This window comes from Paraburkholderia sp. 22099, from assembly GCF_052045835.1.
GTDB lineage: Bacteria > Pseudomonadota > Gammaproteobacteria > Burkholderiales > Burkholderiaceae > Paraburkholderia > Paraburkholderia terricola.
Genome location: NZ_JBQEPU010000019.1, coordinates 122,159 through 148,188, shown reverse-complemented (window position 1 = coordinate 148,188; position 26,030 = coordinate 122,159). Strand labels below are relative to the sequence as shown.

The 26,030-nt window shown below is 61.3% G+C and carries 28 protein-coding genes and 1 rRNA gene; 15 read left to right on the top strand and 14 right to left on the bottom strand.

Annotated elements, in window-relative coordinates; genetic code table 11:
- The 3 genes from rrf to ACTJLC_RS19415 all read left to right on the top strand — a co-directional run.
- Positions 1–102 (top strand): 5S ribosomal RNA (gene rrf, locus ACTJLC_RS19425); the annotation flags it as partial.
- 332 nt (positions 103–434) lie between these two features.
- Positions 435–551 (top strand): transposase, encoded by a 117-nt coding sequence (locus ACTJLC_RS19420; RefSeq protein WP_222593070.1) that lies wholly within the window; start codon positions 435–437, stop codon positions 549–551.
- A gap of 158 nt (positions 552–709) precedes the next feature.
- Positions 710–1,759: an IS4 family transposase gene (locus ACTJLC_RS19415; RefSeq protein WP_440844899.1), complete on the top strand. Its 1,050-nt coding sequence runs from the start codon at positions 710–712 to the stop codon at positions 1,757–1,759.
- Positions 1,760–2,283: 524 nt separating this feature from the next.
- Here the strand turns inward: ACTJLC_RS19415 and ACTJLC_RS19410 are convergent.
- Both ACTJLC_RS19410 and ACTJLC_RS19405 read right to left on the bottom strand, forming a co-directional pair.
- A complete protein-coding gene (locus ACTJLC_RS19410; RefSeq protein ID WP_073431413.1) occupies positions 2,284–3,207 on the bottom strand; it encodes a dTDP-4-dehydrorhamnose reductase family protein in 924 nt (307 codons plus the stop codon).
- Positions 3,208–3,219: 12 nt separating this feature from the next.
- Complete coding sequence (locus tag ACTJLC_RS19405) at positions 3,220–3,444, bottom strand: heavy-metal-associated domain-containing protein (RefSeq protein WP_073431414.1); 225 nt, start codon at positions 3,442–3,444, stop codon at positions 3,220–3,222.
- Positions 3,445–3,571: 127 nt separating this feature from the next.
- On the opposite strand from ACTJLC_RS19405, the gene cueR reads away from it, so the two are divergent.
- The 4 genes from cueR (at position 3,572) to ACTJLC_RS19385 (ending at position 6,304) form a co-directional block, all read left to right on the top strand.
- Complete coding sequence (gene cueR / locus ACTJLC_RS19400) at positions 3,572–3,994, top strand: Cu(I)-responsive transcriptional regulator (protein WP_073431415.1); 423 nt, start codon at positions 3,572–3,574, stop codon at positions 3,992–3,994.
- A 301-nt stretch (positions 3,995–4,295) separates the two neighbouring features.
- Positions 4,296–4,442 carry a DUF3563 family protein gene (locus ACTJLC_RS19395; protein WP_073431416.1) on the top strand — a complete coding sequence of 49 codons (147 nt, stop codon included), beginning with the start codon at positions 4,296–4,298 and terminating at the stop codon, positions 4,440–4,442.
- Positions 4,443–4,669: 227 nt separating this feature from the next.
- Complete coding sequence (locus ACTJLC_RS19390; RefSeq protein WP_084561481.1) at positions 4,670–5,011, top strand: hypothetical protein; 342 nt, start codon at positions 4,670–4,672, stop codon at positions 5,009–5,011.
- Positions 5,012–5,263: 252 nt separating this feature from the next.
- On the top strand, positions 5,264–6,304 hold the full coding sequence (locus tag ACTJLC_RS19385; protein ID WP_073431417.1) for an ABC transporter substrate-binding protein: 1,041 nt from the start codon (positions 5,264–5,266) through the stop codon (positions 6,302–6,304).
- A 188-nt stretch (positions 6,305–6,492) separates the two neighbouring features.
- On the opposite strand, the gene ACTJLC_RS19380 is transcribed toward ACTJLC_RS19385, so the two are convergent.
- Both ACTJLC_RS19380 and ACTJLC_RS19375 read right to left on the bottom strand, forming a co-directional pair.
- The gene (locus ACTJLC_RS19380; protein ID WP_073431459.1) at positions 6,493–7,338 is read right to left on the bottom strand and encodes a 23S rRNA (adenine(2030)-N(6))-methyltransferase RlmJ; all 846 of its coding nucleotides are present in this window, start codon (positions 7,336–7,338) and stop codon (positions 6,493–6,495) included.
- A gap of 194 nt (positions 7,339–7,532) precedes the next feature.
- The gene (locus ACTJLC_RS19375) at positions 7,533–8,504 is read right to left on the bottom strand and encodes a potassium channel beta subunit family protein (protein WP_073431418.1); all 972 of its coding nucleotides are present in this window, start codon (positions 8,502–8,504) and stop codon (positions 7,533–7,535) included.
- Between the two features lie 223 nt (positions 8,505–8,727).
- On the opposite strand from ACTJLC_RS19375, the gene ACTJLC_RS19370 reads away from it, so the two are divergent.
- Together ACTJLC_RS19370 and ACTJLC_RS19365 are read left to right on the top strand one after the other, a co-directional pair.
- A complete protein-coding gene (locus ACTJLC_RS19370; RefSeq protein ID WP_073431419.1) occupies positions 8,728–9,525 on the top strand; it encodes a 3-hydroxybutyrate dehydrogenase in 798 nt (265 codons plus the stop codon).
- Between the two features lie 10 nt (positions 9,526–9,535).
- A complete protein-coding gene (locus ACTJLC_RS19365) occupies positions 9,536–10,774 on the top strand; it encodes a DUF3734 domain-containing protein (protein ID WP_073431420.1) in 1,239 nt (412 codons plus the stop codon).
- Positions 10,775–10,927: 153 nt separating this feature from the next.
- Here the strand turns inward: ACTJLC_RS19365 and ACTJLC_RS19360 are convergent, their stop codons facing one another.
- On the bottom strand, positions 10,928–12,127 hold the full coding sequence (locus ACTJLC_RS19360) for an amino acid aminotransferase (protein ID WP_073431421.1): 1,200 nt from the start codon (positions 12,125–12,127) through the stop codon (positions 10,928–10,930).
- 394 nt (positions 12,128–12,521) lie between these two features.
- Between ACTJLC_RS19360 and uvrB the strand changes: the two genes are divergently transcribed.
- The 5 genes from uvrB (at position 12,522) to ACTJLC_RS19335 (ending at position 18,268) form a co-directional block, all read left to right on the top strand.
- On the top strand, positions 12,522–14,615 hold the full coding sequence (gene uvrB, locus ACTJLC_RS19355) for an excinuclease ABC subunit UvrB (RefSeq protein WP_073431422.1): 2,094 nt from the start codon (positions 12,522–12,524) through the stop codon (positions 14,613–14,615).
- A gap of 317 nt (positions 14,616–14,932) precedes the next feature.
- A complete protein-coding gene (locus ACTJLC_RS19350) occupies positions 14,933–15,481 on the top strand; it encodes an iron transporter (RefSeq protein ID WP_073431423.1) in 549 nt (182 codons plus the stop codon).
- 118 nt (positions 15,482–15,599) lie between these two features.
- Positions 15,600–15,932 (top strand): cupredoxin domain-containing protein, encoded by a 333-nt coding sequence (locus tag ACTJLC_RS19345; RefSeq protein WP_073431424.1) that lies wholly within the window; start codon positions 15,600–15,602, stop codon positions 15,930–15,932.
- 87 nt (positions 15,933–16,019) lie between these two features.
- Positions 16,020–16,865: an FTR1 family iron permease gene (locus ACTJLC_RS19340; RefSeq protein ID WP_073431425.1), complete on the top strand. Its 846-nt coding sequence runs from the start codon at positions 16,020–16,022 to the stop codon at positions 16,863–16,865.
- A complete protein-coding gene (locus ACTJLC_RS19335; protein WP_073431426.1) occupies positions 16,862–18,268 on the top strand; it encodes a 4Fe-4S binding protein in 1,407 nt (468 codons plus the stop codon). The genes ACTJLC_RS19340 and ACTJLC_RS19335 overlap by 4 nt, the downstream gene beginning before the upstream one ends.
- A gap of 298 nt (positions 18,269–18,566) precedes the next feature.
- Here the strand turns inward: ACTJLC_RS19335 and hemP are convergent, their stop codons facing one another.
- The 4 genes from hemP to ACTJLC_RS19315 form a co-directional block, all read right to left on the bottom strand.
- Complete coding sequence (gene hemP / locus ACTJLC_RS19330; protein ID WP_073431427.1) at positions 18,567–18,827, bottom strand: hemin uptake protein HemP; 261 nt, start codon at positions 18,825–18,827, stop codon at positions 18,567–18,569.
- A 196-nt stretch (positions 18,828–19,023) separates the two neighbouring features.
- The gene (locus tag ACTJLC_RS19325; RefSeq protein WP_073431428.1) at positions 19,024–19,506 is read right to left on the bottom strand and encodes an SRPBCC family protein; all 483 of its coding nucleotides are present in this window, start codon (positions 19,504–19,506) and stop codon (positions 19,024–19,026) included.
- Positions 19,507–19,553: 47 nt separating this feature from the next.
- On the bottom strand, positions 19,554–19,952 hold the full coding sequence (locus ACTJLC_RS19320; RefSeq protein WP_073431429.1) for an OsmC family protein: 399 nt from the start codon (positions 19,950–19,952) through the stop codon (positions 19,554–19,556).
- 160 nt (positions 19,953–20,112) lie between these two features.
- On the bottom strand, positions 20,113–20,991 hold the full coding sequence (locus ACTJLC_RS19315; protein WP_073431430.1) for a pirin family protein: 879 nt from the start codon (positions 20,989–20,991) through the stop codon (positions 20,113–20,115).
- Between the two features lie 122 nt (positions 20,992–21,113).
- Between ACTJLC_RS19315 and ACTJLC_RS19310 the strand changes: the two genes are divergently transcribed.
- Positions 21,114–22,103 (top strand): LysR family transcriptional regulator, encoded by a 990-nt coding sequence (locus ACTJLC_RS19310; RefSeq protein WP_073431431.1) that lies wholly within the window; start codon positions 21,114–21,116, stop codon positions 22,101–22,103.
- A gap of 367 nt (positions 22,104–22,470) precedes the next feature.
- Here ACTJLC_RS19310 and ACTJLC_RS19305 read toward each other — a convergent pair whose 3' ends face one another.
- From ACTJLC_RS19305 to murI, 5 genes are all read right to left on the bottom strand, one after another.
- The gene (locus ACTJLC_RS19305) at positions 22,471–22,890 is read right to left on the bottom strand and encodes an ExbD/TolR family protein (protein WP_073431432.1); all 420 of its coding nucleotides are present in this window, start codon (positions 22,888–22,890) and stop codon (positions 22,471–22,473) included.
- A 16-nt stretch (positions 22,891–22,906) separates the two neighbouring features.
- Complete coding sequence (locus tag ACTJLC_RS19300; protein WP_073431433.1) at positions 22,907–23,638, bottom strand: MotA/TolQ/ExbB proton channel family protein; 732 nt, start codon at positions 23,636–23,638, stop codon at positions 22,907–22,909.
- Between the two features lie 25 nt (positions 23,639–23,663).
- Positions 23,664–24,404 (bottom strand): energy transducer TonB, encoded by a 741-nt coding sequence (locus tag ACTJLC_RS19295; RefSeq protein WP_073431434.1) that lies wholly within the window; start codon positions 24,402–24,404, stop codon positions 23,664–23,666.
- Between the two features lie 252 nt (positions 24,405–24,656).
- Complete coding sequence (locus ACTJLC_RS19290; RefSeq protein WP_073431460.1) at positions 24,657–24,893, bottom strand: (2Fe-2S)-binding protein; 237 nt, start codon at positions 24,891–24,893, stop codon at positions 24,657–24,659.
- Positions 24,894–25,112: 219 nt separating this feature from the next.
- A complete protein-coding gene (murI, locus tag ACTJLC_RS19285; RefSeq protein ID WP_073431435.1) occupies positions 25,113–26,000 on the bottom strand; it encodes a glutamate racemase in 888 nt (295 codons plus the stop codon).
- Positions 26,001–26,030 lie beyond the last annotated feature (30 nt).

The window sequence follows — 26,030 nt, the reverse complement described above, 5'->3', positions numbered from 1 at the left end:
AGCGAGTCGGTACCACCCCTTCCCATCCCGAACAGGACCGTGAAACGACTCCACGCCGATGATAGTGCGGATTGCCCGTGTGAAAGTAGGTAATCGTCAGGCTCCCATGCAGAAACACAAACCCCACCCCACACCGGTGGGGTTTGTGCGTTTACGCGAAGAAGAATAATTGCCAGTGCGAAAACTCGTCGCCAGTCTTCTTGCCGTTGAGCCCTGCCGATCCGCAGTGCATTCGCATAGCGGACAAATAAGTAGCCAGCAACTAAGTACTCAGTTCCAGCCTTCGGAAGAGCACTCATTCCGGAACTATTCGCGCAAGTGCAACACTAGATAGACATAGTCCAGCGTAAGCGTGTCGTCGGCCTTGCAATTACCCACAACTCTATCGCGAAACCTGGTAACCTGGCCTTCGTCATATTTCGTGTACGAGCGAGATGGCCGGCAAACGACAGGCGGACGAACGAGCGTGGTTCGACAAGGAAGTCGAGGCGAGCGAATTTCAGGATGCGAGACTACGCAAGCGGTTTGGCATCGTGCTGGAGCGGTCCTGAGCGGTCACTTTCAGGCGAGTGGGCGGCGATCGTTTCAAGGCGACGCAAGGCGCCATTCTCGTGCTTCAAGATACGACGACATTCTTGTATCAGCGGGAGCGCCCAGAGCTGATTGCTACACGGACAAGACCTCTGTCCAGCGCGGCAAACATGGGCTGTTGAAACCGCTGACGCAATGCGGCATCCTCATGCATTCGAGTCTGGTTGTCACCCCGGAGGGATTGCCGCTGGGTCTGGCGGCGGTGAAGTTCTGGACTAGAAACAAGTTCAAAGGCACTACCGCGCTGAAGCGGCACATCAATCCCACGCGAGTTCCAATTGAGGAGAAGGAAAGCTATCGGTGGTTGGAGAACATGCGTCAGTCGACAGCGCTGCTAGGCGAACCTGTGCGTTGCGTTCATGTTGGCGATCGCGAAAGCGACATTTACGAACTGTTTTATACGGCGCACGACCTGTGCACATACTTTCTTGTGCGAACCTGCGTTGACCGGCTCGCGGGCGATGGGCAGCACACCATCGCGGACGAAATGGAACAGGTTAAGGTCAAAGGAGTGCACCGTGTCACGATTCGCGACGCGAAGGGGCACCCGATGACAGTGACCCTTGAGGTCCCCTACCAGCAAATGACAGTGTTGCCGCCCATCGGTAAGCAGAATCGTTATCCGGCGCTGCAACTTACGGTAATTCACGCGCATGAGCGGGATGTGCCGCCGGGGCGCTCCGGGATCGAATGGAAGCTGCTGACCAACCTCTCGGTCCGATCACGTGCCGAAGCAATCGAGAAGCTCGACTGGTACGCCATGCGCTGGAAGATTGAAACCTTCCACAAAATTCTCAAGTCCGGGTGCAAGGCCGAAGACTCGAAGCTACGCACCGCCGACCGACTTGCGAACCTGATCTCAGTGTTTTGCATCCTGAGCTGGCGCGTATTCTGGCTCACCATGATCAGTCGGTGTGCACCGGAAGCCCCTCTCGACGCGGCATTCACATCAGACGAAATCCAATTGCTCGAGCGTGCGGTTTCCGACTCGCCGCTTACCACGCAGGCACCGCCGCTCTTGCGAAACCTGATCAAGGTCGCGCGACTCGGTGGTTATCTCGCTCGCGCCAGCGACCCGCCTCCGCGCAATACTGTTATGTGGCGCGGCATGCAACGCCTTACCGATATTCAGCTGGGATATGAACTCGCCTTGAACCGAAGTGGGTAATTGCAAGGTCGTCGGCACCGGCTTGACGCGAGCAGTGTTTAACCGTGCTCGGCGAGCTAATCCGCGATGCGTCACTGCAGCAGTGCATCGAGCCGGTTGATCGGGTGGTCGGCAATGTAGGTGAGGACGAAGCGCAAATACGCTTCGGGGCGATCGCATTGACTTGGGCGGTGCATAGGAGGCTGTAATGTAACTTGCAGCGGCACGCTCTCCGTCGAGTCGGCTCCCGCAAAACAAGTAATCGCGTCGCAATGGAGGACCCGCAAAAGACGGGCACGCCGTCCATCTTCAGCCAACCATCGTTGCACTAACGCGCAACACCTCCTGTCGGTTAAGGACATACGGGATGCCTCGCTGGTGCCGGAGTCTTCACGACGGGGTCTTCAGACAGCCGTGAGCCGCGAATGGCTACCAAATAATGCACGCCGACCAAGTCCGGCGTCCGGGACTGACGGCGCAGGCGCCCATATCACCGGCATTTTCGGTCCAGCCGGTCGAAAGCAGTCACGTAATTCTCGCTGCCTTTAAGCTTGCACCGTTCCATCTCGCCATGGAAACCTGGCCAGCACTTGCCGGATCGCTATATCGAACGGTGTGCGGCGGCCTATCCCGAGCGCGTCGAGGCGGTTCGAGGCGAGGTGGCAGTTGTGCGGACGCGGCGTCGCGTCAGCGGGCGTGCGTTGCGCCGTGAGATGCGCATCGAGTTGCAGTGTTTGAGCAAGGCGCACGGCGATCTCATACTTGGTCATCGGCTCGTCGCCCGACCACTGCACGACGCCGCGGATCGCTTCGCCACGGGCGTGCCGCTCGAGCATCTGCCGGATCACGAACGCGACGTCTGGCGTGAACGTGGGGTAACGGATCGCCCATGCATCCATGACGGCGACCTTGCCGTTCGGCAAGGTCGACGCGGCAATCGCCGGCACGAGACTCGTCACCGCGGATTCCGCCCAACTGACGATCGGTCCATACAGCAGCGGTAAACGCAGCACACAGCCGAGACCGGTGGTTTCGGCCAGCGCGCGCTCGCCTTCGAGCTTGCTCCGCCCGTACGCATTGAGCGGCGCTGGCGTGGAATCATGCTGGTAGGGCGGATGAGTGCCGTCGAAGACGTAATCGGTAGAAATCGACAGGGTCCATGCACCTCGCCGGTCCGCTGCCGCAGCCAGGGTGCGCACCGCATCGACATTCAATGCACGGGCAAGCGCCGGATCGTGCTCGCACACATCCGGCCGGCGTTCCGCTGCCGCAATCACGAGCGCGTCCGGCGCTTCGCGCTCGACGAAGTCCGCGACTGCCCGCGCGTTGCGAATGTCGAGCGCGACCGTGTTCGGGCCTGGGCGGCTGAACGCGGTGGCAATGACGTGCCAGCCGGCCTGCGACGCCAGTTCTTCGATGAGAGCGCGGCCTAGCAACCCGGAAGCGCCAATGACGGCAATTTTGAACATGGGCGAACTCGCTTAGTGGGGCGCGACGCTGGGCACGCCCGTAACCGTATAGCCGACCTCGTCGACCACGGTCTTCAACAGGCTAACGTCAACCGGTTGCGCCGATTCGACCGTCACACGCCCGGATACCAGATCGACCTCTACCTGCGCGCTCGGGAGCTGTGCGCGGATCGCATTCGTGACTGCGACTACGCAATGCTGGCAGCTCATGCCTTCTACCTTAAATTCGATCGTCATGGAAAACCGCCTCGGAAAAATGGGGGACGTTGAATAGTTGAATTATGCCTGCCGACCCGTATCTGGGTAGCGGGCCTTCCCATCATGGGAAGGTGTACGATCGACGCAATCACAGGGGTAACAAGTCATGAACATCGGTGAAGCGGCTCGCGCGTCAGGCGTCACGGCGAAAATGATTCGCTACTACGAAAGTGTCGGGCTGCTGGCGGCGAAAGCGAGAACCAGCGCCGGCTATCGCGTTTACGGTCCGCAAGAGGTCCATTCGCTGCGTTTCATCCGCCAGGCGCGCCGGCTCGGCTTTCTGGTCGAGGACATTCGAAGGCTACTGGCGCTGTGGCACGACCGCTCGCGCGCGAGTGCCGAAGTGAAGGCTATTGCGCTGGAACATGTCTCGGAGCTTGATCGCCGTATCGCCGAACTGACCGATATGCGCGACACATTGGCACATCTCGCCGATCATTGCCACGGCGACGAACGCCCCGATTGCCCAATTATCGAGCGACTTGCCGATGCGACTGTGGCCACGGTAGAAGGTTGTCATCTCAGTTAATGCAATTCCACGCATATCGAACGCAATTTGAACCGAACGCAGTGCCACCCGAAGGGTTTGCACATAAATAGTGCGCAAAATTTGGCGGTTGCGCCGATCGCTCGCCGAGAGTGATCTGGATCCATGGAGAATCAAGGAGTTAGCTGCACCACCGGCGTGCACCATTCCAAAAAGGAATGCACATCATGCGAGCATTTCACTAGGCAGGGTGCACCATAAGGCTATAATTCGGGTTAACCCGTTAGCGGGAAATCCCTGATGCCAAATCACCGGGGATTCGATCTGATCCTTGGAGAACATCATGTTTGCATACCTTGTTGAAAAGCTGAGCACGTGGTTTGAAACTGCGGAACGTAGCCGTCGTGAAGCCTACCTGGCGTCATCGTCGGATATCGTTCAGCTCGAGCATCGCATCCGCTCGCTGGAAACCAACGGCTACTCGCTGTAAGTTTTCACTGCGTCAAGTTTGGCCCGGCAGCGCATGTTGCGCAGCCATCGTAGGACAGTGTCGAGCCCCGTACAGACGGGGCTTTGTCACATCTGAATCCAACGTTTCGTGGCGGCGGCGCCGTATGGCTACTCGCGGCGAATATCCTCTAGCCTGATAACCAACGCCGCGGTAAGGTAAAGCGTTTTCCGCATAATCCGGCAACTCAAATCCGCACCGGCCCGCCCATGCATCCTGTCCGCTCGCTGAAATCCCTTCTGGTTGTCGCCGTGGCCGCCGCGCTGGCAACGGCTCTCGCCATGTCGAGCGCTTTGGCCGCGTCGAGCAGCGTACGTAAGCCGGTGATCCTCGACTCGCAAAACGGCATTAGCGACGGTCAGAGCGGAACCATACTGCAGACCGCGCCGCTCTCGCGACAACCGATTGTCGAGGCGCAGCCTATCGCGACGCCTACCGAGTTGACGCCCAATTCGGCGATGCCGTTCGTTATCGCGCCGTACATCCAATTGCCTGTCGGTGGTGGCGTGGCACCGCAGTTGCAACTCCGCCCGGCGCCTCGTTCGCAATAAGCGCCTTTGGCGCGCGACCTCGGCCGTTCGCTTCCATCCCATTGATGTTTCGAGCGGCTCGGCTCGCTCCAGCCGGCTGAGTAGCGCTTGCCTTCTTCCGCTCGTGCGCCTGGCATACGGCGCGCGCCATTGGGGTTTGGGCGCATGGCGTGGGCGAAACCGTCCGACGACAATCGTTGCACGGTCCAGCGCCGGGGCATCGGCCATGCATATCAGACGGCGTGAATGAAAAACAGAACAAGGAGACATCAAATGCCTACTCACCGGATGTGGCAGACCATCGGCGCTTTCGCCACGCTGATTGCGCTTGCGGCGCTACCCGGCGTTTCGCTCGCCCGGGACACCCCGGAAAAGCCCACGCTGACGATGGCGGTCGGCGGTTTGCCGGGTCTCTACTATTTACCGGTGCTTGCCGCGCAACAATTGGGCTACTTCAAGGACGAGGGCCTTGACGTTACCCTCGAGGATTTCGCCGGCGGATCGAAGGCGCTGGAAGCGGTGGTGGGCGGCAGCGCCGACGTGGGCGCCGGCGCATTCGAGCACACGCTGTTCATGCAGGCAAAGGGACAGCGCTACCGGGCGTTCGTCCTGATGGGCCGTGCGCCGCAGATCGTCGTCGCCGTGCTGAAGTCAAGGGCCGATCAGATCAAGACGCTGGCGGACTTCAAAGGAGCGAAAGTCGGGGTGAGCGCGCCGGGTTCATCCACCGATCTCGTGCTCACCGTGGCGCTGCGCAAGGCAGGCGTCCAACGCAACGAGATCTCCGCGATTGGCGTCGGCAGCGGCGCAACAGTACTGGCCGCGGTGAGCGGCGGCCAGATCGACGCGCTTTCCAACGTCGATCCGATGATGACCAAGCTCACGCGCAGCGGCGCCGTCAAGGTTCTGGTCGATACGCGCACGGTGAAGGGCACGCAGGAGGTGTTCGGCGGAACTATGCCCGCCGCGACGCTCTATGCCTCGGAGAATTTCATCCAGAAGTATCCGAAGACGACGCAGGCGCTCGCAAATGCGATCGTGCGCGCGGACCACTGGCTGCAGACCGCGAGCGACGCGGATCTGCTGAAGATGGTGCCCCCGGCGTATCTGCTCAACGACTCGGCGCTGTATGTGGAAGCCTTCCACAACGTGCGCGACGCCTATTCGCCGGACGGCCTGATGCCGGCCGACGGTCCGGCGACTTCATTGCGTGCGTTGGCGTCGTTCGATAATCGGCTCGATCCGAAAAAGATCGATCTGAATACGACGTATACCAACGACTTCGCTCGTAAGGCAGCGGCGCAACTCAAGTAAAGCCGAGCGATGGCATGGTGAGCGGGCGGCCACGCGCGAAATGCGCTGGGATTGCGTGCACGTACGCGCGAGCGTCACATGGCGGTGTCCGCGGCTAGGCTTTGTCGCCGAGCGAATGCGATCACGGCCGTCACCCGCTCGAACCACGCGGTCCATTCCCCGCGCTTGGCAACTGATCCGCAGCAAGCTCAATCGCCGCGATATTCCACCTTGAACTGCGCTGCGTTGTCTTCGCCGAGCGCTTTCACCAGCCAGGGCATCTGGTCTTTGAGCGTTTTCGCGAGCGTATACGGTGGATTCAGGATGAACATGCCGCTACCGAACAATCCAAAGCCGTCTGTCGGCGGATTGCTGACGGTGAGGCTCACATGCAGCCAGTTGCGTTCCTGCAGCTTTTTCAACTGATCGGGAAAGCGCTGCGACTCCTGGCGCCTCACCTGCGGATACCAGACCGCATACGTGCCGGTCGGGAAGCGCTTGAGACTCTCTTCAACGCAGCGAAGCGTGCGGGTGTAATCGCGTTTGTCCTCGTACGACGGATCGAGCAGCACCAGCGCGCGGCGCGGCGCTGGCGGCAGCAACGCGAGGATGCCGTCGAAGCCATCGCCCGCATAAAGCATTGCGCGGCGACCCGCGTCGCGGAAGTTATGGCGCAGCACGTCGATTTCGGTGGTGTGCAGCTCGAAGAGACGCATGCGGTCCTGCTCGCGTAGCTGCCGCCAGGCGATATACGGCGAGCCCGGATAGAAGCGCAACTGGCCGTCCGGATTGAGCGCGCTCACTTCGTCGATGTAATCGGCGAATAGCGGCGGCAGATCATTACGCCCCCAAAGCTTGGCGATGCCCGTCTGGAACTCGCCGGTTTTGGTCGCGTAGCCTTCCTTCAGCGAATAGACGCCGGCGCCCGCGTGCGTGTCGATATACCAATAGGCTTTGTCCTTCTGGCCAAGGTAGCGCAATAGCTGCAAGACGACGGCGTGTTTCAGAACATCGGCGTGATTGCCTGCATGAAAGGCGTGGCGATAGCTGAGCATTTTGAGGAGACGCTGAAAGAGGGCGGCCGGTCTGAAGCGATCCGGCGATGCGGGTGCAGTGCGGCAGCACGGCTGATGTGCCGCGCGACCGCATATTGTACGCGACGCCGCATCGCGACTTGCGGCGAGTTCGCGCGGCATGGCCGCGATGGTGCCCGAGCTCCCGCGTGTCACGCGGTTCGGCGCGAGTCAGCTCAGTCGTAGGCGTCGCCGATGATCTCCTCGATACGCTGCTTGATCTCCGGTGTGATTTGCTCGGCCACGTCGGCGGATTTCATGTTCTCGCCGATCTGTTCGACCCGCGACGCGCCCGTGATCACCGTGCTGACATGCGGATTCTTCAGAATCCATGCGATTGCCAACTGGCCGACCGTGCAGCCCAGGTCGTCGGCCACTTCGCCGAGCTTGCCGACCACGTTGTTCTTGCCCGCGTCGGTGACCTGCTTGCGCAGCCAGTCGTAGCCTTGCAATTGCGCGCGGCTGTCGGCGGGCACGCCGTCGCGGTATTTGCCAGTGAGCAGGCCGGACGCAAGCGGGCTCCATGTGGTGAGCCCAAGCCCGATATCTTCGTAAAGCCGCTTGTATTCCTGCTCGACGCGCTTGCGATGGAACAGGTTGTACTGCGGCTGCTCCATGACAGGCTTGTGCAAATGGTGCCGCTCCGCAATTTCATAAGCGGCGCGGATTTCATCGGCGCTCCATTCCGACGTACCCCAGTACAGCGCCTTGCCGCGCGTGATCATGTCGCTCATCGCCCAAACGGTTTCCTCGATCGGCGTATTCGGGTCGGGACGATGACAGAACACCAGATCGACATAGTCGAGTTGCAGACGTTTGAGCGACGAGTCGATCGCGTTCAGCAGATATTTGCGGTTCAGCGTGTGGTACTGGTTCGGCGCTTCGGCGAGGCCCCAGAAGAATTTCGTCGACACCACATAGCTCACGCGCGGCCACGCCAGTTCCTTCAGCGCCTGGCCCATGATTTCCTCGGATTTCCCGCCAGCGTACACCTCGGCGTTGTCAAAGAAATTGACTCCCGCGTCACGCGCCGCAGCGAGCGACTCACGCGCCGCGCGATGATCGACCTGGTTGCCGTAGGTGACCCACGAGCCGATGGACAGTTCGCTGACTTGCAGGCCGGAGCGGCCCAGACGTCGATACTTCATGCATGTCTCCTTGATGGTGAAGCTACTGGAATCCCGCGGAAAGCAGCCAGTCTAAAGAGAAAAGTTTGAATGTGCTTTTTACCGCTGGACTGCACACGCTTCATGCACAATAGCAGCGTTGGCCGCGGTGCGGCAGTCAGCCGAACGGCCTATGCCGGTTGGCTGACTTCACGACGCTCGCGGCCCGTGGTCTCATTGCTCATCAACTGCATGGAGGTTCTGCATGTCCTCACCGAACACGAATCTGAATGGCAAGGTCGCGGTGGTTACCGGCGCGGCAAGCGGCATCGGCAAGCAGATCGCGCTGACACTTTCCGCCGCGGGTGCGGCGGTCGCGATCGCCGACCTGAACCAGGACGGGGCGAACGCCGTCGCTGAGGAAATCAGGAAGGGCGGCGGCAAGGCAATCGGCGTGGCAATGGACGTCACGAACGAAGACGCCGTCAACCAGGGCATCGACAAGGTTGCCGCCGAACTCGGCTCGGTCGACATTCTGATTTCCAACGCCGGCATCCAGATCGTCAATCCCATCGAGAACTACTCTTTCTCCGACTGGAAGAAGATGCAGGCGATCCACGTGGACGGCGCGTTCCTCACCACCAAGGCGGCGCTCAAGCACATGTACAAGGACGATCGCGGCGGCATCGTGATCTACATGGGTTCGGTCCATTCGCACGAAGCGTCGCCGCTGAAGTCCGCTTACGTGACGGCCAAGCATGCGCTGCTGGGACTCTCGCGTGTCCTGGCCAAGGAAGGCGCGAAGCATAACGTGCGCTCGCACGTGGTGTGTCCGGGTTTCGTGCGCACGCCGCTCGTCGATAAACAGATTCCCGAGCAGTCCAAGGAACTTGGCATCAGCGAGGAAGAAGTGGTCAAGCGCGTGATGCTCGGTGGTACGGTCGACGGCATCTTCACCACGGTGGAAGACGTCGCGCAGACGGTGTTATTTCTGTCCACCTTCCCAACGGCCGCACTGACCGGCCAGTCCTTTATTGTGAGCCACGGCTGGTACATGCAATAAGGAGGCGCCCGTGGCGCAACGCAATCTCAAACGGGCGCGCGTTAGCGCGTCCGGCGACGGGAATGGCGAAGGAGCAGGCTCGGCGCCCGCCGCCCAGCCTGCGCAGCCGCGTCAATTGCCCAACTACCAAACCGTCGCGTTGGTGCTGCAAGGCGGCGGTGCATTGGGCGCGTATCAGGCCGGCGTCTATCAGGGGCTTTTCGAAGCCGGCATCGAGCCGAACTGGCTTGCCGGCATTTCGATCGGCGCATTGAATACCGCGATCATTGCCGGCAATCCGCCGGAAAAACGGGTTGAACGCCTGCTGCAATTCTGGGAGACGATCTGCCAACCGGCTTTCGGACTGCCGTTGCCCGCCTTTGTCGAGCACGCGTTCTTTAATTCGAGCGACGCCATACGCAAGGCTTTCACGGCAACACAGGCAATCGGCGCGATCGTCGAAGGGCAGAAGGGTTTTTTTGTTCCGCGTTTTCCGCCGCCGTTGCCGACGGTCTCCGGACCGCCGCAACTCGCGAGCTACTACGACACCGCGCCGCTAAAAGCGACGCTCGAGGCGCTCTGCGATTTCGACCGGATCAATTCGCGTGAAATGCGGGTGTCGGTGGGGGCGGTCAATTGCGGTACCGGCAATTTCGCGTATTTCGACAACACGCACACCACGCTGAAACCGGAACATTTCATGGCGTCGGGCGCGTTGCCACCGGGCTTCGCGGCGGTGGAAATCGACGGCCAGTACTACTGGGACGGCGGCCTGATGTCGAATACGCCGCTCTACGAGGTGATCCAGTCCACGCCGCGCCGCGACACGCTCGCGTTCCAGGTCGATCTGTGGAGCGCGATAGGTCCGGTGCCGGATAGCATCACCGACGTTCAGGGGCGCATGAAGGACATCCAGTATTCGAGTCGCACGCGTCTCGTGACCGATATGCTGCAACGTTCGCAGCGCTTCCGGCATGTGTTGCGCGAGGTGCTCGATCGGGTGCCGTCCGAGCAGCGTGACGACCCATGGTGCAAGCTGGCCGAAGATCTGTCGTGTTCGAAGCGCTACAACGTGCTGCATCTCATCTACCGGCACAAGGAGTACGAAGGGCACTACAAGGACTTCCAGTTCGGTCTGTCGACCATGCGCGAACACTGGCAAAGCGGTCTGGAAGACATTCGTCATTCCCTTTCACAGCCCGATTGGCTCGATATGCCGGATAACGATGCGGGCTTTGTCACGCACGATATTCATCGGGATTCGCGCTGAACGAACGGCAGGTTAATCAAGCAAGCAGCAACTGGCGAGCAAGTAACTCGCCGCCAATAAAAAACGGCGCCTTCGAAAAAGGCGCCGTTTGGTTCCGAGACAGTTCCGGCAAAAACGCGAGCAATGGTCCCTCGCGTTCTGCTTTGAAGCGCCTTACTTTAATACGTGAGCAATCGCGTTAGCCACCACGTCGAGATTGCGCGTGTTCAGCGCAGCCACGCAGATGCGGCCCGTGCTCACGGCATAGATGCCGAACTCTTCGCGCAGACGGTCCACTTGCGGCGCGGTCAGGCCCGAATACGAGAACATGCCGCGTTGCGCGTTCACGAAGCTGAAGTCGCGATCCACGCCGCTTGCCTTCAGGCGTTCGACCAGACCGTTGCGCATGGCGCGGATACGGTCGCGCATTTCGCCCAGTTCCGTTTCCCACGTTGCACGCAGTTCGGGCGAGGCCAGCACCGCCGCGACCACCGAGCCGCCGTGCGTAGGCGGGTTCGAATAGTTCGTGCGGATCACGCGCTTCAGTTGCGACAGCACGCGGACAGCTTCTTCCTTGCTGGCCGTGATGATCGACAGTGCGCCGACGCGCTCGCCGTACAGCGAGAACGACTTCGAGAACGACGACGACACGAACACGTTCAGTTCCGATGCCGCGAACAGGCGTACCGCCGCGGCGTCTGCTTCGATGTTGTCGCCGAAGCCTTGGTACGCGATGTCGAGGAACGGCACGAGATTGCGCGCCTTGACGACTTCCACGACCTGCTTCCATTGATCCACCGTCAGGTCCACGCCCGTCGGATTGTGGCAGCACGCGTGCAGCACGACGACGGTGCCGGCGGCGTAGCTATTCAATGCGCTAAGCATGCCTTCGAAGTTCACGCCGTGGGTGCGCGCGTCGTAGTACGGGTAGGACACGACCTCGAAGCCGGCGCTTTCGAACAGCGCGCGATGGTTTTCCCAGCTCGGATCGCTGATGGCGACCTTGCCGTTCGGGTTCAGGCGCTTCAGGAAGTCTGCGCCGATTTTCAGCGCGCCCGTGCCGCCCAGTGCTTGCGCCGTCACGACGCGGCCCGCGGCGATCAGCGGCGAGTCGTTGCCGAGCAGCAGCTTTTGCACGGCCGCGTCGTAGGCCGCGATGCCTTCGATCGGCAAATACCCGCGCGGCAGCGCGGCTTCGACGCGAGCCTTTTCGGCTTCACGCACGGCGCGCAGCAGCGGAATCTTGCCTTCTTCGTTGAAGTACACGCCGACGCCAAGATTGACCTTGGTGGCGCGCGCATCGGCGTTGAAGGCTTCGTTCAGGCCCAGAATCGGGTCGCGGGGAGCAAGTTCGACGGCGGAGAACAGAGACATGGTGGGTGGGCAGCAGTAGTGAAAAGAGGGCGGCTTCGAGCGCGGGCGGTCCGGGACAGATAGGGGACGGCAACGAGCGAGCGCAGCTTCGCATTGTAACGAATCCGCGAACGTTTTTTGGGCCGAGAACGCGATCAGAGCGGATTATTTGCTTGAAAAACAGGCATTCCGGCGTCATCTGGTTACAAGAATTCGCGCGGGAGATGCCCGCCGACCGGCGCGCCGCAGACGCGCGTCGCGCTCGATCACACACGACAGGGTGCAAGAAATCAGCCGCCAACTCGAGGCGCGAATCCGCCCCTCAAAGCGCCTCGAAACCTACGCCGACCCGTTCAGCTCACGATCCCGCAACCCGTTAGAATAGTCCTTTGCCTAAGGCACGGTACCGCCCCACATGTCCGAACAACATCTGACCGAAGCCGGGGATACGCTCGACGAATCGAAATTCGTCACGTTCGACGGCTCGCCGTTCCATTTGTATCAACCCTATCCGCCCGCCGGCGACCAGCCGACCGCGATCGAGACGCTCGTCGAGGGCGTCGAGGACGGCCTTGCATTCCAGACGCTGCTCGGCGTGACCGGCTCAGGCAAGACTTTCACGATGGCGAACACCATCGCGCGGCTCGGCCGCCCGGCGATGGTGTTCGCGCCGAACAAGACGCTGGCCGCGCAGCTCTATTCGGAGTTCCGCGAGTTCTTTCCGCGCAACGCGGTCGAGTACTTCGTCTCGTACTATGACTACTACCAGCCGGAAGCGTACGTGCCGCAGCGCGACCTGTTCATCGAGAAGGATTCGTCGATCAACGAGCACATCGAGCAGATGCGGCTGTCGGCCACCAAGAGCCTGATGGAGCGGCGCGACGTGGTGATCGTCGGCACGGTGTCGGCCATCTACGGTATCGGCAATCCGTCCGAATATCACAAGATGATCCTGACGCTGCGCACCGGCGACAGGCTCGGCCAGCGCGACATCATCGCGCGGCTGATCGCCATGCAGTACAACCGCAACGAAGCGGACTTCCAGCGCGGCTCGTTCCGGGTGCGCGGCGACACGATCGATATTTTCCCGGCCGAACACGCGGAAATGGCGGTCCGCGTCGAATTGTTCGACGACGAAGTCGAAACGCTGCAGCTATTCGACCCGCTCACCGGCCGCGTGCGCCAGAAGATTCCGCGCTTTACCGTCTATCCGTCGTCGCACTATGTGACGCCGCGCGACACCGTGATCCGCGCCGTCGAAACGATCAAGAACGAACTTCGCGAACGGCTCGAATTCTTCTATAGCCAAGGCAAGCTGGTCGAAGCGCAGCGGCTCGAGCAGCGCACCCGCTTCGATCTGGAAATGCTGCAGGAACTCGGTTTCTGCAAGGGCATTGAGAATTACTCGCGGCACTTCTCGGGCGCGGCGCCCGGCGAGCCGCCGCCCACGCTGGTCGACTACCTGCCGCCGGACGCGATCATGCTGCTCGACGAATCGCACGTGCTGATCGGCCAGTTGAACGGCATGTACAACGGCGACCGCGCGCGCAAGGAGAACCTGGTGGACTACGGCTTCCGCCTGCCGTCCGCGCTCGATAACCGGCCGCTCAAGTTCAACGAGTTCGAGCGCAAGATGCGCCAGGTGGTGTTCGTGTCGGCCACGCCGGCGGACTACGAAAAGAAAACGGCGGGACAGGTCGCCGAGCAGTTGGTGCGTCCTACCGGGCTCGTCGACCCGGAAATCGAGGTGCGGCCGGCGCGTTCCCAGGTCGACGACGTGCTCGCCGAGATCAACGAGCGCGTCAAGGCGGGCGACCGCGTGCTGGTCACGGTGCTGACCAAGCGGATGGCCGAGCAGCTCACGGAGTTTCTGGCCGACCACGGCGTCAAGGTGCGCTATCTGCACAGCGACATCGATACGGTGGAGCGGGTCGAGATCATCCGCGATTTGCGCCTGGGCACCTTCGACGTGCTGGTGGGGATCAACCTGCTGCGTGAAGGGCTGGATATTCCGGAAGTCTCGCTGGTCGCGATTCTCGACGCGGACAAAGAGGGCTTCCTGCGCGCCGAGCGCTCCCTGATCCAGACCATCGGCCGGGCAGCGCGCAACGTGAACGGCAAGGCGATTCTCTACGCGGACAAAGTCACCGACTCGATGCGCCGCGCCATCGACGAAACCGAACGGCGGCGCGCGAAGCAGATCGCGTTCAACCTCGAAAAAGGCATCACGCCGCGCGGGGTGGTGAAGCGCATCCGCGACATTATCGACGGCGTATACAACGTCGATGACGCCCGCGCCGAACTGAAGGAACAGCAAACCCGCGCGAAATTCGAAGACATGTCCGAGAAGCAGCTCGCCAAGGAACTCAAGCGTCTCGAAAAGCAGATGATGGAGCACGCCAGGAATCTCGAGTTCGAAAAGGCCGCGCAGACCCGGGATCAACTGGCCTTGCTGCGCCAACGTGTGTTTGGAGCCAACGTGGGCGATCACGTGTCCGGTGTCGAATAAGCCTCTTCCCGTCTGGGGCGCGGCAACGTGCCGCGTCCCGTCTCGTCCGCCCCGCATCCCGCCATCTCCTTCACACGCGCTTCCTTAAGACGGCCTTAAGACCCTGCTGCCATAAGGCTCTGCGTGCGTTCGTATTTGTTTCCCCTGGCGATCAATGATAAACTCGCCCAATATTGAGAATGGTTCGCATTAACGTTCGTATATGCCATTTGCGTACGGACCATCGCTTCCTTTAAGGACGTGGCCGGTGCATCAGTGCATGCGTAACGCACATTCCAATGGGTTCGGTTCCAGTCAGATAAAAACAAGGAGTTTCAATGCGGATTTCTTCATTTGTGCGCGGCGGCGCCGCAGCGGTGGCTGCGGTAGCGGCTCTCTCGGCAACGGCGGCGGAATACCCGATCGGCAAGCAGCAGATTCGCGACGGCATTGAAATCGCCGCTGTCTACCTGCAGCCGATCACGATGGAACCGGAAGGCATGATGCGCAAGGCGTCGGATTCGGACATCCACCTGGAAGCCGACATTCACGCGGTCAAGCACAATCCGACCGGTTTTGCCGAAGGCGACTGGATGCCGTATCTGCAAGTGCGCTATGAATTGACGAAAGCCGGTTCCAACCAGACGCAGAAGGGCGACCTGATGGCGATGGTCGCCAACGACGGTCCGCACTACGGCGACAACGTCAAGCTGCAAGGCCCGGGGAAGTACCACCTGAAGATGATCGTCGAAGCGCCGATGCAAACCGGCCACATGGCCTTCGGCCGTCACGTCGACAAGGAAACCGGCGTGGGTCCGTGGTTCAAGCCGATCACGCTCGAATACGATTTCACCTTCGCCGGCATCGGCAAGAAGGGCGGTTACTGATCGCAGCGGGTCATCGCGCCTCGTCAAGCGTCGTCGCATGGCGGGGCGTGAGTGAATGAATGCAGCAGGCGGCGGGCGAACGTTGAGTCCTCGCGCGCCGCGTTTCCCGGAAAGGCTAATGAGAATGAACCGAAAGATCGCGATCCTCGCCACCACGGCTTTGCTGGCGGGTGCGGTCCACGCAGCGGATCTGCCGACCTTCAAGCTGGAAATGAACGACGGCAAGCTGACGCCGGCGCGCATCGAGGTGCCGGCGGGGCAGCGTATCAAGATCGAAGTGCGCAACACCGGCAAGGGCGCAGCCGAATTCGAAAGCGTCCAGTTGCGTAAGGAAAAGGTGCTGGCGCCGGGCGCGGAGTCGTTCGTCGTGATCGCGCCGCTCGAGCCGGGCGAATACAAGTTTTTCGACGATTTCCACCAGCAGGCGCAGGGCGTGATCGTCGCGAAGTAACGGATAACGGCCAAGACGCGAGCGCGGGCCTTCCTCGGTTACGCGTTCGCGACAGCAGTAGCGGTAAAGGGTAGACGGGAGGGCTTGATGGGTCAGATTCTATTCATCGTGTGGCGGGAAAGCGTCGAGGCGTTGCTGGTGGTCGGCATCCTGTACGCATGGCTGAAAAATGGCGACGACGACGCGCGCCGCGGTTTGCCGTACCTGTGGGGTGGCGTCGCGGCCGGCTTGATCGCTGCTGTCGCGCTGGGCGCCGCGCTGGTTGGTTTCACGGAAGTGCTCTCCGGAGACGCGCAGGATTATTTCCAGACCGCGATGGTACTGGTCGCGTGCGTGCTGATCGTGCAGATGGTGCTGTGGATGAAGCAGCACGGCCGGTCGCTGAAGCGCGACATGGAACAGTCGCTGCAAAAAAGCCAGCGCGATTCGAACTGGTGGGGCGTCGCGTTGCTGGTCGCCCTCGCGATCGCGCGCGAAGGCAGCGAGACGGTGATCTTCCTGTACGGCCTCGGCTTCGGCCAATCCGGTCACGTGGACGGCGGCCAGATGCTCGCGGTCGTGATCGGCCTCGGTCTCGCCTTCCTCACTTTCTATGTGCTGCAATTGGGCGGCAAGCTCTTCTCGTGGCGGCTCTTTTTCCGCGTCACGGAAATCATGCTGCTGTTCCTCGGCGCTGGTCTTTTCCAGACCGGTGTAGACAAGCTGATCGACAAGGAATTTCTGCCGACGATCGTCGACCAGTTGTGGAATTCGTCTGCGATCCTCGATGATTCGAACACGTTCGGCTCGCTGGTCTCGACGCTCACCGGCTATCGCGCTCACCCGGCGCTAATGAATCTGATTGCCTACGCGGTGTACTGGGCAGTTGTCTATCTGCTGTTGCGTCGTGCAAATCGCAAGCCGGCGCGACAGGCCGCAGGGCGCACGGCATGAGCACGGTCATGACCCGTCCGGGCCGCCTCGCAGCGGCCGGGCAGTGGATGCAGCGCCACGGCGCTGTGATCCGCGGTATTCAGTGGGTCGTGGTGGCGGTGTACGCATTTCTGATCCTAGTGCCCGCGGTCATGCCGCTGCCGGACGACACCTCGCATCTCTGGAACAATCTGACGCTCGCCGCGCAGTTCGTGTTCTGGGGCATTTGGTGGCCGTTCGTGCTGCTCTCGATGGTGATGCTCGGCCGCGTCTGGTGCGGCGTGCTGTGTCCGGAAGGTGCGCTCGCGGAATTCGCCAGCAAATATGGGCGCGGCTGGGCGATTCCACGCTGGATGCGCTGGGGCGGCTGGCCTTTCGTCGCGTTCGGCACCACCACCATCTATGGCCAGATGGTGAGCGTCTACCAGTATCCGAAGGCCGTGCTGCTGGTGCTCGGCGGCTCGACGTTCGCGGCGATCATCATCGGGTTGCTCTACGGACGCGAGAAGCGGGTCTGGTGCAAATATCTCTGCCCCGTCAACGGGGTTTTTTCGCTTCTGGCGCGCCTGGCGCCGTTCCATTACAAAGTCGATGAAGACGCGTGGCGCCGTTCGTACAAGAACGGCGAGCATGGACATCGCGTAATTCCGATCAATTGCGCGCCGTTGGTGCCGTTGCGCAATATGAAGGGTGCGTCGGACTGCCATATGTGCGGTCGCTGCAGCGGGCACCGCGATGCGATTGCGCTGACGTGGCGCGCGCCGTCATCGGAAGTCGTGCAACTCGGCGACAAACAGGCGAACGTGTGGGATACCGTGCTGATCCTGTACGGCCTGCTCGGCATTGCGATCGGCGCGTTTCATTGGACCGCCTCGCGCTGGTTCATCGATCTGAAGATGTTCTTTGCGACCTGGCTGGTCGATCACGACATCACCTGGCCGCTGCAGACCAACGCGCCTTGGTTCCTTTTCACGCATTACCCCGAGCAGAACGACGTATTCTCCTGGCTCGACGGCACGATGGTGATCGGCTACATCCTCGCCACTGCACTGGTGTATGGCACCGCGCTGCTGTTGTTGCTAATGGGCGCGACGCGCATGCTTGGGCGCTTCAATACCGTGCGCCTGCATCATCTGACGCAAGGGCTGATTCCGATCGCGGGCGCCGGCGTCTTTCTTGGGCTCTCGGCAACCACGCTGTCGCTGCTGCGCGCGGAACATGTGTCGTTGTGGTGGGCGTCGGATATGCGTATCGCAATTCTGGCGATTGCCAACGTCTGGAGCGCATGGCTTGTCTGGCGCGTCACGCGTCGCTATAGCGAACAGTTCTTTCCGCGTAGCCTCGCGATGGCGTGGTTCGTCGCGGCGCTGGCTGTTGTCGACAGCGCCTGGTGGCTGATGTTCTGGGGCTGGGCGTCGAAATAAGTCTGAACGTTTCAACGCGCATGCCTTGGGTCTCGGCATTACCTGCGCCTTAGCAAACAAAAAGCCGTGGAGATGACAACATCCCACGGCTTTTCTTTTCTACATGTGCGATACGCGGCGTTTTCGCGTATCCGCATTGGTTGAGAACCAAAAAAGCGGCCTGGCTGGCTGCGACGGCTGGCTTGGTGTCTGCACGAAGGGGTCTAGTTCTCACGTGCAAGCCGTCGTGGCTGGCTACTGCCTAACACCTCTCGAAGAGGTGGTCCCCACAATACCCGGTACTTACTCTATTCTTTCGTTACTTCGTCAGGATCAGCTTGCCGAGGCGCGTGGCGCGCAGCTGATAGGTTTCGCCGTTATGCACGATGCTGACGTGACTATGTCCTTGCAGCAAAGCGTCGCTGCGCACGGCTCGTTCCGACTTCTCGCCTGAACCGTTTGCGCGTTCGGCAGCGGGCTTCGCTGCGGTTACCGTCGCCGCTGGTGCTTTCGGACGGCTGGTTAGCGCGGCCGCCGGGCGGCGCAGACTGAGCGTGGAAGAACGGTTGAGATCGGTCATTCGTTTTTGGCTGTTCGTCGATTCGATGGATGAATTCTAAATGATAACTATTCCTATTTACAAGGAAGAGAAATTCATCGGATTCGACTTTCGATAGTTAGACAAACAGAATGAGCGAGAAGAGGATATCGGCCATCGCGATCGTGGCGCGTCGATGCACAGCAGGCACTAGCATGCGGCGACCGCCGAGCGCGACTCAATGAAGGGGGCCGGGCTCCTGCTTCGTCTGCATGTACTGGCGAATCAACCGTACTGTATCGATGTCGTTCTCGCGATACGCCGACTTCACGATTTCCTGCGTCTGCACCGCGTCCTGATCGTCGGACACGGGAAGTGTGGTGGCGTACTCGAACCGCAGGAAGAGTTGCAGTTCGTCCGGCTGCTCAATGGTCATCGTCAGCGACCCGCCCACGTGGTCTGCGGTCGGCAGGATGTCGTAGCGCACGCTCTGGCTGTCCTGCAGCGTGACGCGGTCACGCACGGTGGCCTGGCCGTAGTGCAGTTCACGTTCAAGTACGTTGCCGTCGCGCGAAAGAATCGTGCAGCTGTCGAGTCCGATCACGAATAGTTGCGGCTGCTCGGCGCGCAACACGAGCCCCTCCCACAGCTGCTCGCGGGTCATCGAGTCGACGAAGGGATTCAACGGGTCGTTGATCTGGATGAGGTGTTCGAAATTCAAAGACGGCTTCCTATCAAAGCGTTGCAATACATATGGCTAGTGCGGTGTCACGCGACAGCGAGGCCCGAGCGGATCGTGATCGAATGCGTGAGGATCTTGTGAACCGGGCACGCATTGGCAATTTGCAAAAGCCGTTCCCGCTGCTCGTCGGACAGGTCACCCTCGAGCACGATCTGACGATCGATGGACGTGCCCGCTTCGCCGGTTTCGATGGCGAGCGTCACGCGCACGTCGGCGAGCGGCCAGCCCTTGCGTTGAGCGTACATCTTCAGCGTGATCGACGTGCAGGCGCCGAGGCTCGAGAGCAGCAGCGAAACAGGCGTCGGCCCGCGATCACCACCGCCGAGCGATTCGGGTTCATCGGCAAGCCACGTGTGTTTGCCGTCGTCGAAAAGTACCTGGAAATTCGTCGAACCGATGTGGGCGGTGACGTTGGGTTCGGCCATGCGCGCTCCTGAATAGGGACGGAAATCGCCGCGCGATACGGCACGTTGTGATTAAACGGCGCGGCGCGCGGCATGAATTGCTATTGTGAACGAATTTACCGGCGTTCGCGCCGTGGCTCACGGGCGGGTGGCAGGTTGGCGCCGAGCTGTCAGCCTCTCATCAATGCGTGATCGCGCCCATGCGCCCCGCCTGGTAGTCGACGACGGCCTGGCGGATCTCGTCTTCCGTGTTCATCACGAACGGGCCGTAGCGCACAACCGGTTCCTTCAGTGGCACGCCCCCCAGGAGCAGCACTTCGAGCGGCTCGGCGCCGGCCGTGAGCGTGACGGTCTCGCCGTCGTTCTGAAACACGACCATTTGCCGCGCGCCGATTTCCTGGCGTGCTTCGCCTTCGCCGTAGAGGCCCTTGCCGGACAAGCTGTAGGCGAACACGCGATAGTCGGCCGGCACCGGCTGCCGGATCGTTGCGCCGGGCTGCAGCGAGAAATGCTGATACAGGATCGGCGTGCGCGTTTCGATCGCGGCTTTCACGCCGAGCGCTTCGCCGGCGATCACTTTGACTCGCACCTTGCCGTCCGCCGAAGTCGCAACCGGAATGCTCGACGACGGCATGTCCTGGTAGCGCGGCGCGATCATCTTGTCGCGACGCGGCAGGTTCACCCAGAGTTGCAAGCCGTGCACGCGCCCGCCGGTGCGCACGAACGACGGGTCCGGCATCTCGCTGTGCACGACGCCCGCGCCCGCGGTCATCCATTGCACATCGCCGGCATGGAGCGTGCCCGAATGGCCCGCCGAATCCTTATGGCCGAACTGGCCCTCCAGCACATAAGTGACCGTCTCGAAGCCGCGGTGCGGATGGTCCGGCGCCCCCTTGGCTTCGCCCGGCGCGTAATCGATCGGCCCCATTTCGTCGAGCAGCAGGAACGGATCGAAATCCATCAGCATGCGGGTCGGGAACGGACGGTGGACGATGAAGCCCCCGCCCTCGGTCGTGCGAACGGCCGGATACGTCCGTTCGATCGTGCGTGTCGTGCTCATCAAATGTCACCTCGAAAAATGGGAATAGCGCTATTTTTGAAACATGGAGCTATTATAGGGACCGTTTTTAGGGGTGCCAGCCGCCGTCATGCAATTGATTGTTCTATTAATGGAACGATGAGATGAAGATCGATTCACACAACCTGAATGACCTGATGTACTTCTCCCAGGTCGTCGAACACGGTGGTTTTTCCGCCGCCGAGCGCGTGCTGGGGATCTCCAAGTCACGCCTATCGCGCCGGCTGACCGAACTTGAGGCGTCGTTGGGCGTGCGTCTGTTACAGCGTTCCACACGCAAGCTGGCGCTGACCGAAGCCGGCCAGCTCTTCTATCAGCACTGTCAGGCGATGCTGAGCGAGGCGCAAGCAGCCGTCAACGTCGTGCAGCAATTGCGCTCGTCGCCGCGCGGCACGGTGCGGGTGAGCGTGCCGGTCACGGTTTCGCAGACCATCCTGTCGCAAATCCTGCCCGAATTCATGCACCGCTTTCCGGAAGTACGCGTGGTGATGCGAGTGACGAACCGCGTGATCGACCTGTTCGAGGATTCGATCGATGTCGCGCTGCGCGTGCGTTCCGATCCGCCGGAAAGCGCGAACATCGTGGTGCGGCCGTTGTGGCGTACGCAGCAGATGCTGGTGGGCGCCCCGAGCCTGTTGCAGCAGAATGCGCCGCCGCTGTTGCCGGCCGATCTCAATCGTTTTGAAACCCTCGACGTGCCGACCGGCGACGGACGCCACGTCTACAACCTGATCGCGCCGGACGGCACACGTCATGCGCATGAACACGAGCCGCGTCTCGTGACCGCCGATCTGATGACGATACGTGAGGCGGTGCTGGCCGGCGTCGGCATCGCCGCGCTGCCGGAGATGATGTACGGCGCATCGTTGCGTGCGGGGCAATTGTCGCCCGTGATGCCGGGCTGGACTTTCCCGACGCCGCAGTTGTACGCGGTATTCGTCTCGCGGCAGGGGATGGTGCCGGCCGTGCGTGCTTTTGTCGATTATCTGGTCGAGATGCTCGATCCGGACGACGGCAAGCACGTCACGGGTGAGTGTCCGGTAAGAGAGGAGAAAAACGCCGCGGCACAGCCGGCGCTCGCGGTTACCTCATAGCCCGCTAAGCCTTCGAGCATCGCTTTTAGCATTTAAGCGCGGCTTGTCATGAGTACTTTCAATGGCGCTTTGCTTGAACGCTTGCGGTCACAGGCCTATAGTGAAATCCCTTCGCTAAGGAGTCTCTTATGCGGAAACTCATGGCCGCTATCATAGCGGGCCTGATAGGGCTGACCGCGCTGTCCGTGTTGAACACGGCTGTCGCATGCGATGATTCGAGCTATCGGTCCTCGACTAATGGCAAATGATCCCGCCGCCCGAAGGCGCCGAGTGCGCACCAAAAAAGGCCTTCATCTGACGATGAAGGCCTTTTACTTTTAGCCCCTGTTTTAAGGGATTTTCTGCAAGGTGAGCGCTACTTCCTCGCTTACTTTCCTTTCGGCTGCGTAACGAAACCAATCTTGGTGAGGCCGCCGGCTTGCGCCGCCGACATCACTTCGGCCACTTTCTCATACGGCACTTTACGATCCGCATCCAGATGGAGTTCAGGTTGCGGGTTCGCTTGCGCGGCCTCTGCAATTTTCACGCGCAACGCCGCGTCGTCTACCTTCCTGTCGTTCCACAACACATTGCCGTCCGCGTCGACGGCGACCGTTACCTGTGCGGGCTTGGTGTCTTCCTTCTGACTGCTGGCATGCGGCAGATCGATTTTGACCGCGTGACGGATCACCGGAATCGTCACCATGAACACGATCAGGAGAACCAGCATCACGTCGACGAGCGGCGTCATGTTGATTTCATTCATCAAGCCGTCGTCATCGTCGCCGGCGAAAGGGCTCATTGCCATCGGAATGCCTCGTCGATCAGTTGGCGCGCGTGGCGAGGCGCAGACCGTCGCCACGTCGCGACGACGACAGGCGCGCGCCCGTCACGAAGAATGCGTGCAGGCCGTGTGCGAAGCGGCTCAGCTTGGCGACGATCGCCTTGTTGGCACGCGTCAAGGCGTTGTAGCCGAGCACCGCCGGAATCGCGACGAACAGACCGAATGCGGTCATGATGAGCGCTTCGCCGACCGGCCCCGCCACCTGATCGATCGACGACTGGCCGCTCGCGCCGATCGCCAGCAGCGCGTGATAGATACCCCACACCGTGCCGAACAGGCCGACGAACGGCGCCGTGCTGCCGATGGAAGCGAGAATCGCGAGACCGCTTTGCATGCGCGCGACGCTTTCATCCATCGTGTCTTTCAGGCAGCGCGTGACCCAGTCCGACACGTCCATGCGATCGTGCAGATGCGGCTGCGTTTGATGATGGTGGTCGGCTGCCTCCTGGCCCGACAGCGCCAGCGCGAGGAACGGATTGTCCTGCGGCGTCGACGAACCGGCGCCGAGCTTCTTCACGCCGTCGGCGAGATCGTCCGAGTGCCAGAACGCCTGCTCGGCGTTCTTCGTGAGACGGTTCAGACGCATCACGTTCCAGCCCTTGATGACGATCACGCTCCACGACAGCACCGACATGATCAACAGCGCGAGCGCGATGCCGCGCGTCACGAAATCCCCTTGCGCCCACACGTGCGCCAATCCGTAGTTTTGCATTGCCATTCCTTTTTTGAAATCTGCTTCAATCGTTCAGATTGAAGTCGTAAGGCTGAGTGTACGCAGCGCGAATTGGCTGGCCGTTCTCGAGATAAGGCTTGCAGGCGCTCGCGTGCACGGCGGCGAGCGCGGCGTCGTCGAGACGGCTGAAGCCGCTGCTCTTTTTCAGTTCGATGTTTTCGAGCTTGCCGGTCAGGCCGACCACGAACTTCACATACGCGGTGCCCGTTTCGCCGCGGCGCTTCGAGAGCGATGGATAGTCGGGCTTGGCGATGTTGCAGTCGAGGTGCGAGACGTTCTTCGGCGCGGTGATTTCCATCGTCTGGCGCGAGATTGCCGGCGCGGCCTGAGCGGGCGGCGCGGCGGGTGCCGGGGGCGCGGGCGGCGTCGGATCGGCAGCCGCGACAGGCGTGGGCGATGGCGTGGCGGCCTGCGGCAACGGTGTAGGCGCCGGCTTGGGCGTTGGCGTCGGTTTCGGCTGGACCTTCGGCTTCGTGCGCACGGGCGGCGTGGGCGTGGGCGGCGGCGGGGCCACCGATTGAACCGCGACGGGCGCGGCGACCGGTGCCGGTGGCAGCAATTGCGCGGTCATGACGCGCGATTCGAGTTGCGGCTGCACGACGGGGTCATGGCGCAGCGTCAGCACGACGGCAAGCAGAGCGACGTGAATCGCCGCAACCATGGCGGTCGCGGTCAGGACGCGGGAATTCATTCGGTTGGGTGATGCCGGCGAGGCGCCGGCTGAAACGGTATGCGAGGCCTGCATGTTAGCGTGGCGGCGCGCTGTCGGTACAGCGCCTCAGACAAGACATCGTCATGTTCGGAAGATCAGCAGCGAAATGAACAAGGTAGTCACGAAACCAATCAGCAATTCCATCTCGAACTCCATTTGATGGTGAGCGGGGTAGCTGGCTGGTACGGATACTGGCTTGCTGACGGCAGTGGGTTAAGGGGAAAAGCACCAACGAAACGGGCGAAGCAGCAAGGCGCGGCTCGGGCCGCGCCTCGCAATCTCGACTCAGGCCGCCTTGCGTTCGTAAAACGTCAGCGGGACCGCCTGCGAATGGTGCTCCACGCCGCAGCGGCTTGCGCACACGCCGCTTTGCATCATGACGTCACGGACGGAATCGGCGCATTTGCCACAGCACGAAGCGACGCCTAACTCGAACTGCAGTTCGTCGAATGAATCGACGCCTTCCGCGATCGAAGCACGGATCGTTCGGTCAGAAACAGACTTGCAGACACAGACAATCATGGTGGGCGTCATAGCTAACGTTAATGCGAATTATTATCATTTTGTTCGGCCCATTTGGCAAGCACCCTGCGCGTTTTTTTGTAACAAAACCAGATTGTTAGAAGGGTTTCGCGTCGGAGGGCGCTATGCGGCGTGAATGGTCCAAGGACGGAAAAACGTCCGAATCCGCTCAAAATGCCGAGGTGAGCCGCGTGGCGCGCCTCGGCGCACTAGCGACGTTCAGGCGGCTTGGGAATCTGGCGCTGCCGTACGGGGCGAGGGGATCGACACCTGTTCGACCGTTGTGTCGATATGCAGCAGCGTGGCGGCGAGTTGTTGTTGATGGGTACCGTCGCCGGTCGAATAAAAACGGGGCGGAACCGATCCAGCGCCTTGCGGCGGAGCGCGCAGGCCATGCTGTTCCAGCACGCGTTCCAATTGGCGCGCGATAGCGACGCTCGTGTCGATCAGCATCAGCCGGTCACCGACGATGTCGCGGATCGCCGCATCGAGAAACGGATAGTGGGTGCAGCCGAGCACCAGCGTATCGGCGCCGGCGTCGAGCATGGGCTGCAGGTAGCCGCGCAAGAGCGCGCGCAATTCGTCGGACCCGACATCGCAGCGCTCCACCGCCTGCACGAGCCCGTGGCCCGGCTGGCAGAGAAAACGGCAATCGGAAGCGTAGCGTTCGAGCAGCGCCTGGAAGCGCGCGCTACGCAATGTCACTTGCGTGGCGAGCACGCCGGCGACGCGGGTTTTGGACTGCAGCGCGGCCGGCTTGACGCCCGGTTCGACGCCCACCAGGGGAATCGGCAGCTTTTCGCGCACCAGCGCGATCGACTGCGCGGTCGCCGTATTACAGGCAACCACCAAGGCTTTCGCGCCTTGCTTGACGAGCCATTCGCCGATCGCGAGGGTACGGTCGGCGATGAAATCGTCGTCGCGCTCGCCGTAGGGTGCGTAGAGCGAGTCGGCGGCATACAGAATCGCCTCGTCGGGCAGTTGGGCGCGAACCGCCCGCAACACAGACAAACCACCCAGACCCGAATCGAAAATGCCGACCGGCGCGTGTGAGCCGGCATTGGAAACGCTAGCCGAAGCATTCGGAGACGTTGATTCCGCGGACATAGGCGAAGAGGACACGCGTGGCACGGCGGT

Bases quoted from the DNA above. Each gene is read 5' to 3' on its own strand.
- ACTJLC_RS19420 (WP_222593070.1), top strand. From the start codon at position 435: ATGGCCGGCAAACGACAGGCGGACGAACGAGCGTGGTTCGACAAGGAA.
- ACTJLC_RS19410 (WP_073431413.1), bottom strand. From the start codon at position 3,207: ATGTTCAAAATTGCCGTCATTGGCGCTTCCGGGTTGCTAGGCCGCGCT.
- ACTJLC_RS19405 (WP_073431414.1), bottom strand. From the start codon at position 3,444: ATGACGATCGAATTTAAGGTAGAAGGCATGAGCTGCCAGCATTGCGTA.
- cueR (WP_073431415.1), top strand. From the start codon at position 3,572: ATGAACATCGGTGAAGCGGCTCGCGCGTCAGGCGTCACGGCGAAAATG.
- ACTJLC_RS19395 (WP_073431416.1), top strand. From the start codon at position 4,296: ATGTTTGCATACCTTGTTGAAAAGCTGAGCACGTGGTTTGAAACTGCG.
- ACTJLC_RS19390 (WP_084561481.1), top strand. From the start codon at position 4,670: ATGCATCCTGTCCGCTCGCTGAAATCCCTTCTGGTTGTCGCCGTGGCC.
- ACTJLC_RS19385 (WP_073431417.1), top strand. From the start codon at position 5,264: ATGCCTACTCACCGGATGTGGCAGACCATCGGCGCTTTCGCCACGCTG.
- ACTJLC_RS19380 (WP_073431459.1), bottom strand. From the start codon at position 7,338: ATGCTCAGCTATCGCCACGCCTTTCATGCAGGCAATCACGCCGATGTT.
- ACTJLC_RS19375 (WP_073431418.1), bottom strand. From the start codon at position 8,504: ATGAAGTATCGACGTCTGGGCCGCTCCGGCCTGCAAGTCAGCGAACTG.
- ACTJLC_RS19370 (WP_073431419.1), top strand. From the start codon at position 8,728: ATGTCCTCACCGAACACGAATCTGAATGGCAAGGTCGCGGTGGTTACC.
- ACTJLC_RS19360 (WP_073431421.1), bottom strand. From the start codon at position 12,127: ATGTCTCTGTTCTCCGCCGTCGAACTTGCTCCCCGCGACCCGATTCTG.
- uvrB (WP_073431422.1), top strand. From the start codon at position 12,522: ATGTCCGAACAACATCTGACCGAAGCCGGGGATACGCTCGACGAATCG.
- ACTJLC_RS19350 (WP_073431423.1), top strand. From the start codon at position 14,933: ATGCGGATTTCTTCATTTGTGCGCGGCGGCGCCGCAGCGGTGGCTGCG.
- ACTJLC_RS19345 (WP_073431424.1), top strand. From the start codon at position 15,600: ATGAGAATGAACCGAAAGATCGCGATCCTCGCCACCACGGCTTTGCTG.
- ACTJLC_RS19340 (WP_073431425.1), top strand. From the start codon at position 16,020: ATGGGTCAGATTCTATTCATCGTGTGGCGGGAAAGCGTCGAGGCGTTG.
- ACTJLC_RS19335 (WP_073431426.1), top strand. From the start codon at position 16,862: ATGAGCACGGTCATGACCCGTCCGGGCCGCCTCGCAGCGGCCGGGCAG.
- hemP (WP_073431427.1), bottom strand. From the start codon at position 18,827: ATGACCGATCTCAACCGTTCTTCCACGCTCAGTCTGCGCCGCCCGGCG.
- ACTJLC_RS19320 (WP_073431429.1), bottom strand. From the start codon at position 19,952: ATGGCCGAACCCAACGTCACCGCCCACATCGGTTCGACGAATTTCCAG.
- ACTJLC_RS19315 (WP_073431430.1), bottom strand. From the start codon at position 20,991: ATGAGCACGACACGCACGATCGAACGGACGTATCCGGCCGTTCGCACG.
- ACTJLC_RS19310 (WP_073431431.1), top strand. From the start codon at position 21,114: ATGAAGATCGATTCACACAACCTGAATGACCTGATGTACTTCTCCCAG.
- ACTJLC_RS19305 (WP_073431432.1), bottom strand. From the start codon at position 22,890: ATGGCAATGAGCCCTTTCGCCGGCGACGATGACGACGGCTTGATGAAT.
- ACTJLC_RS19300 (WP_073431433.1), bottom strand. From the start codon at position 23,638: ATGCAAAACTACGGATTGGCGCACGTGTGGGCGCAAGGGGATTTCGTG.
- ACTJLC_RS19295 (WP_073431434.1), bottom strand. From the start codon at position 24,404: ATGCAGGCCTCGCATACCGTTTCAGCCGGCGCCTCGCCGGCATCACCC.
- ACTJLC_RS19290 (WP_073431460.1), bottom strand. From the start codon at position 24,893: ATGATTGTCTGTGTCTGCAAGTCTGTTTCTGACCGAACGATCCGTGCT.
- murI (WP_073431435.1), bottom strand. From the start codon at position 26,000: ATGTCCGCGGAATCAACGTCTCCGAATGCTTCGGCTAGCGTTTCCAAT.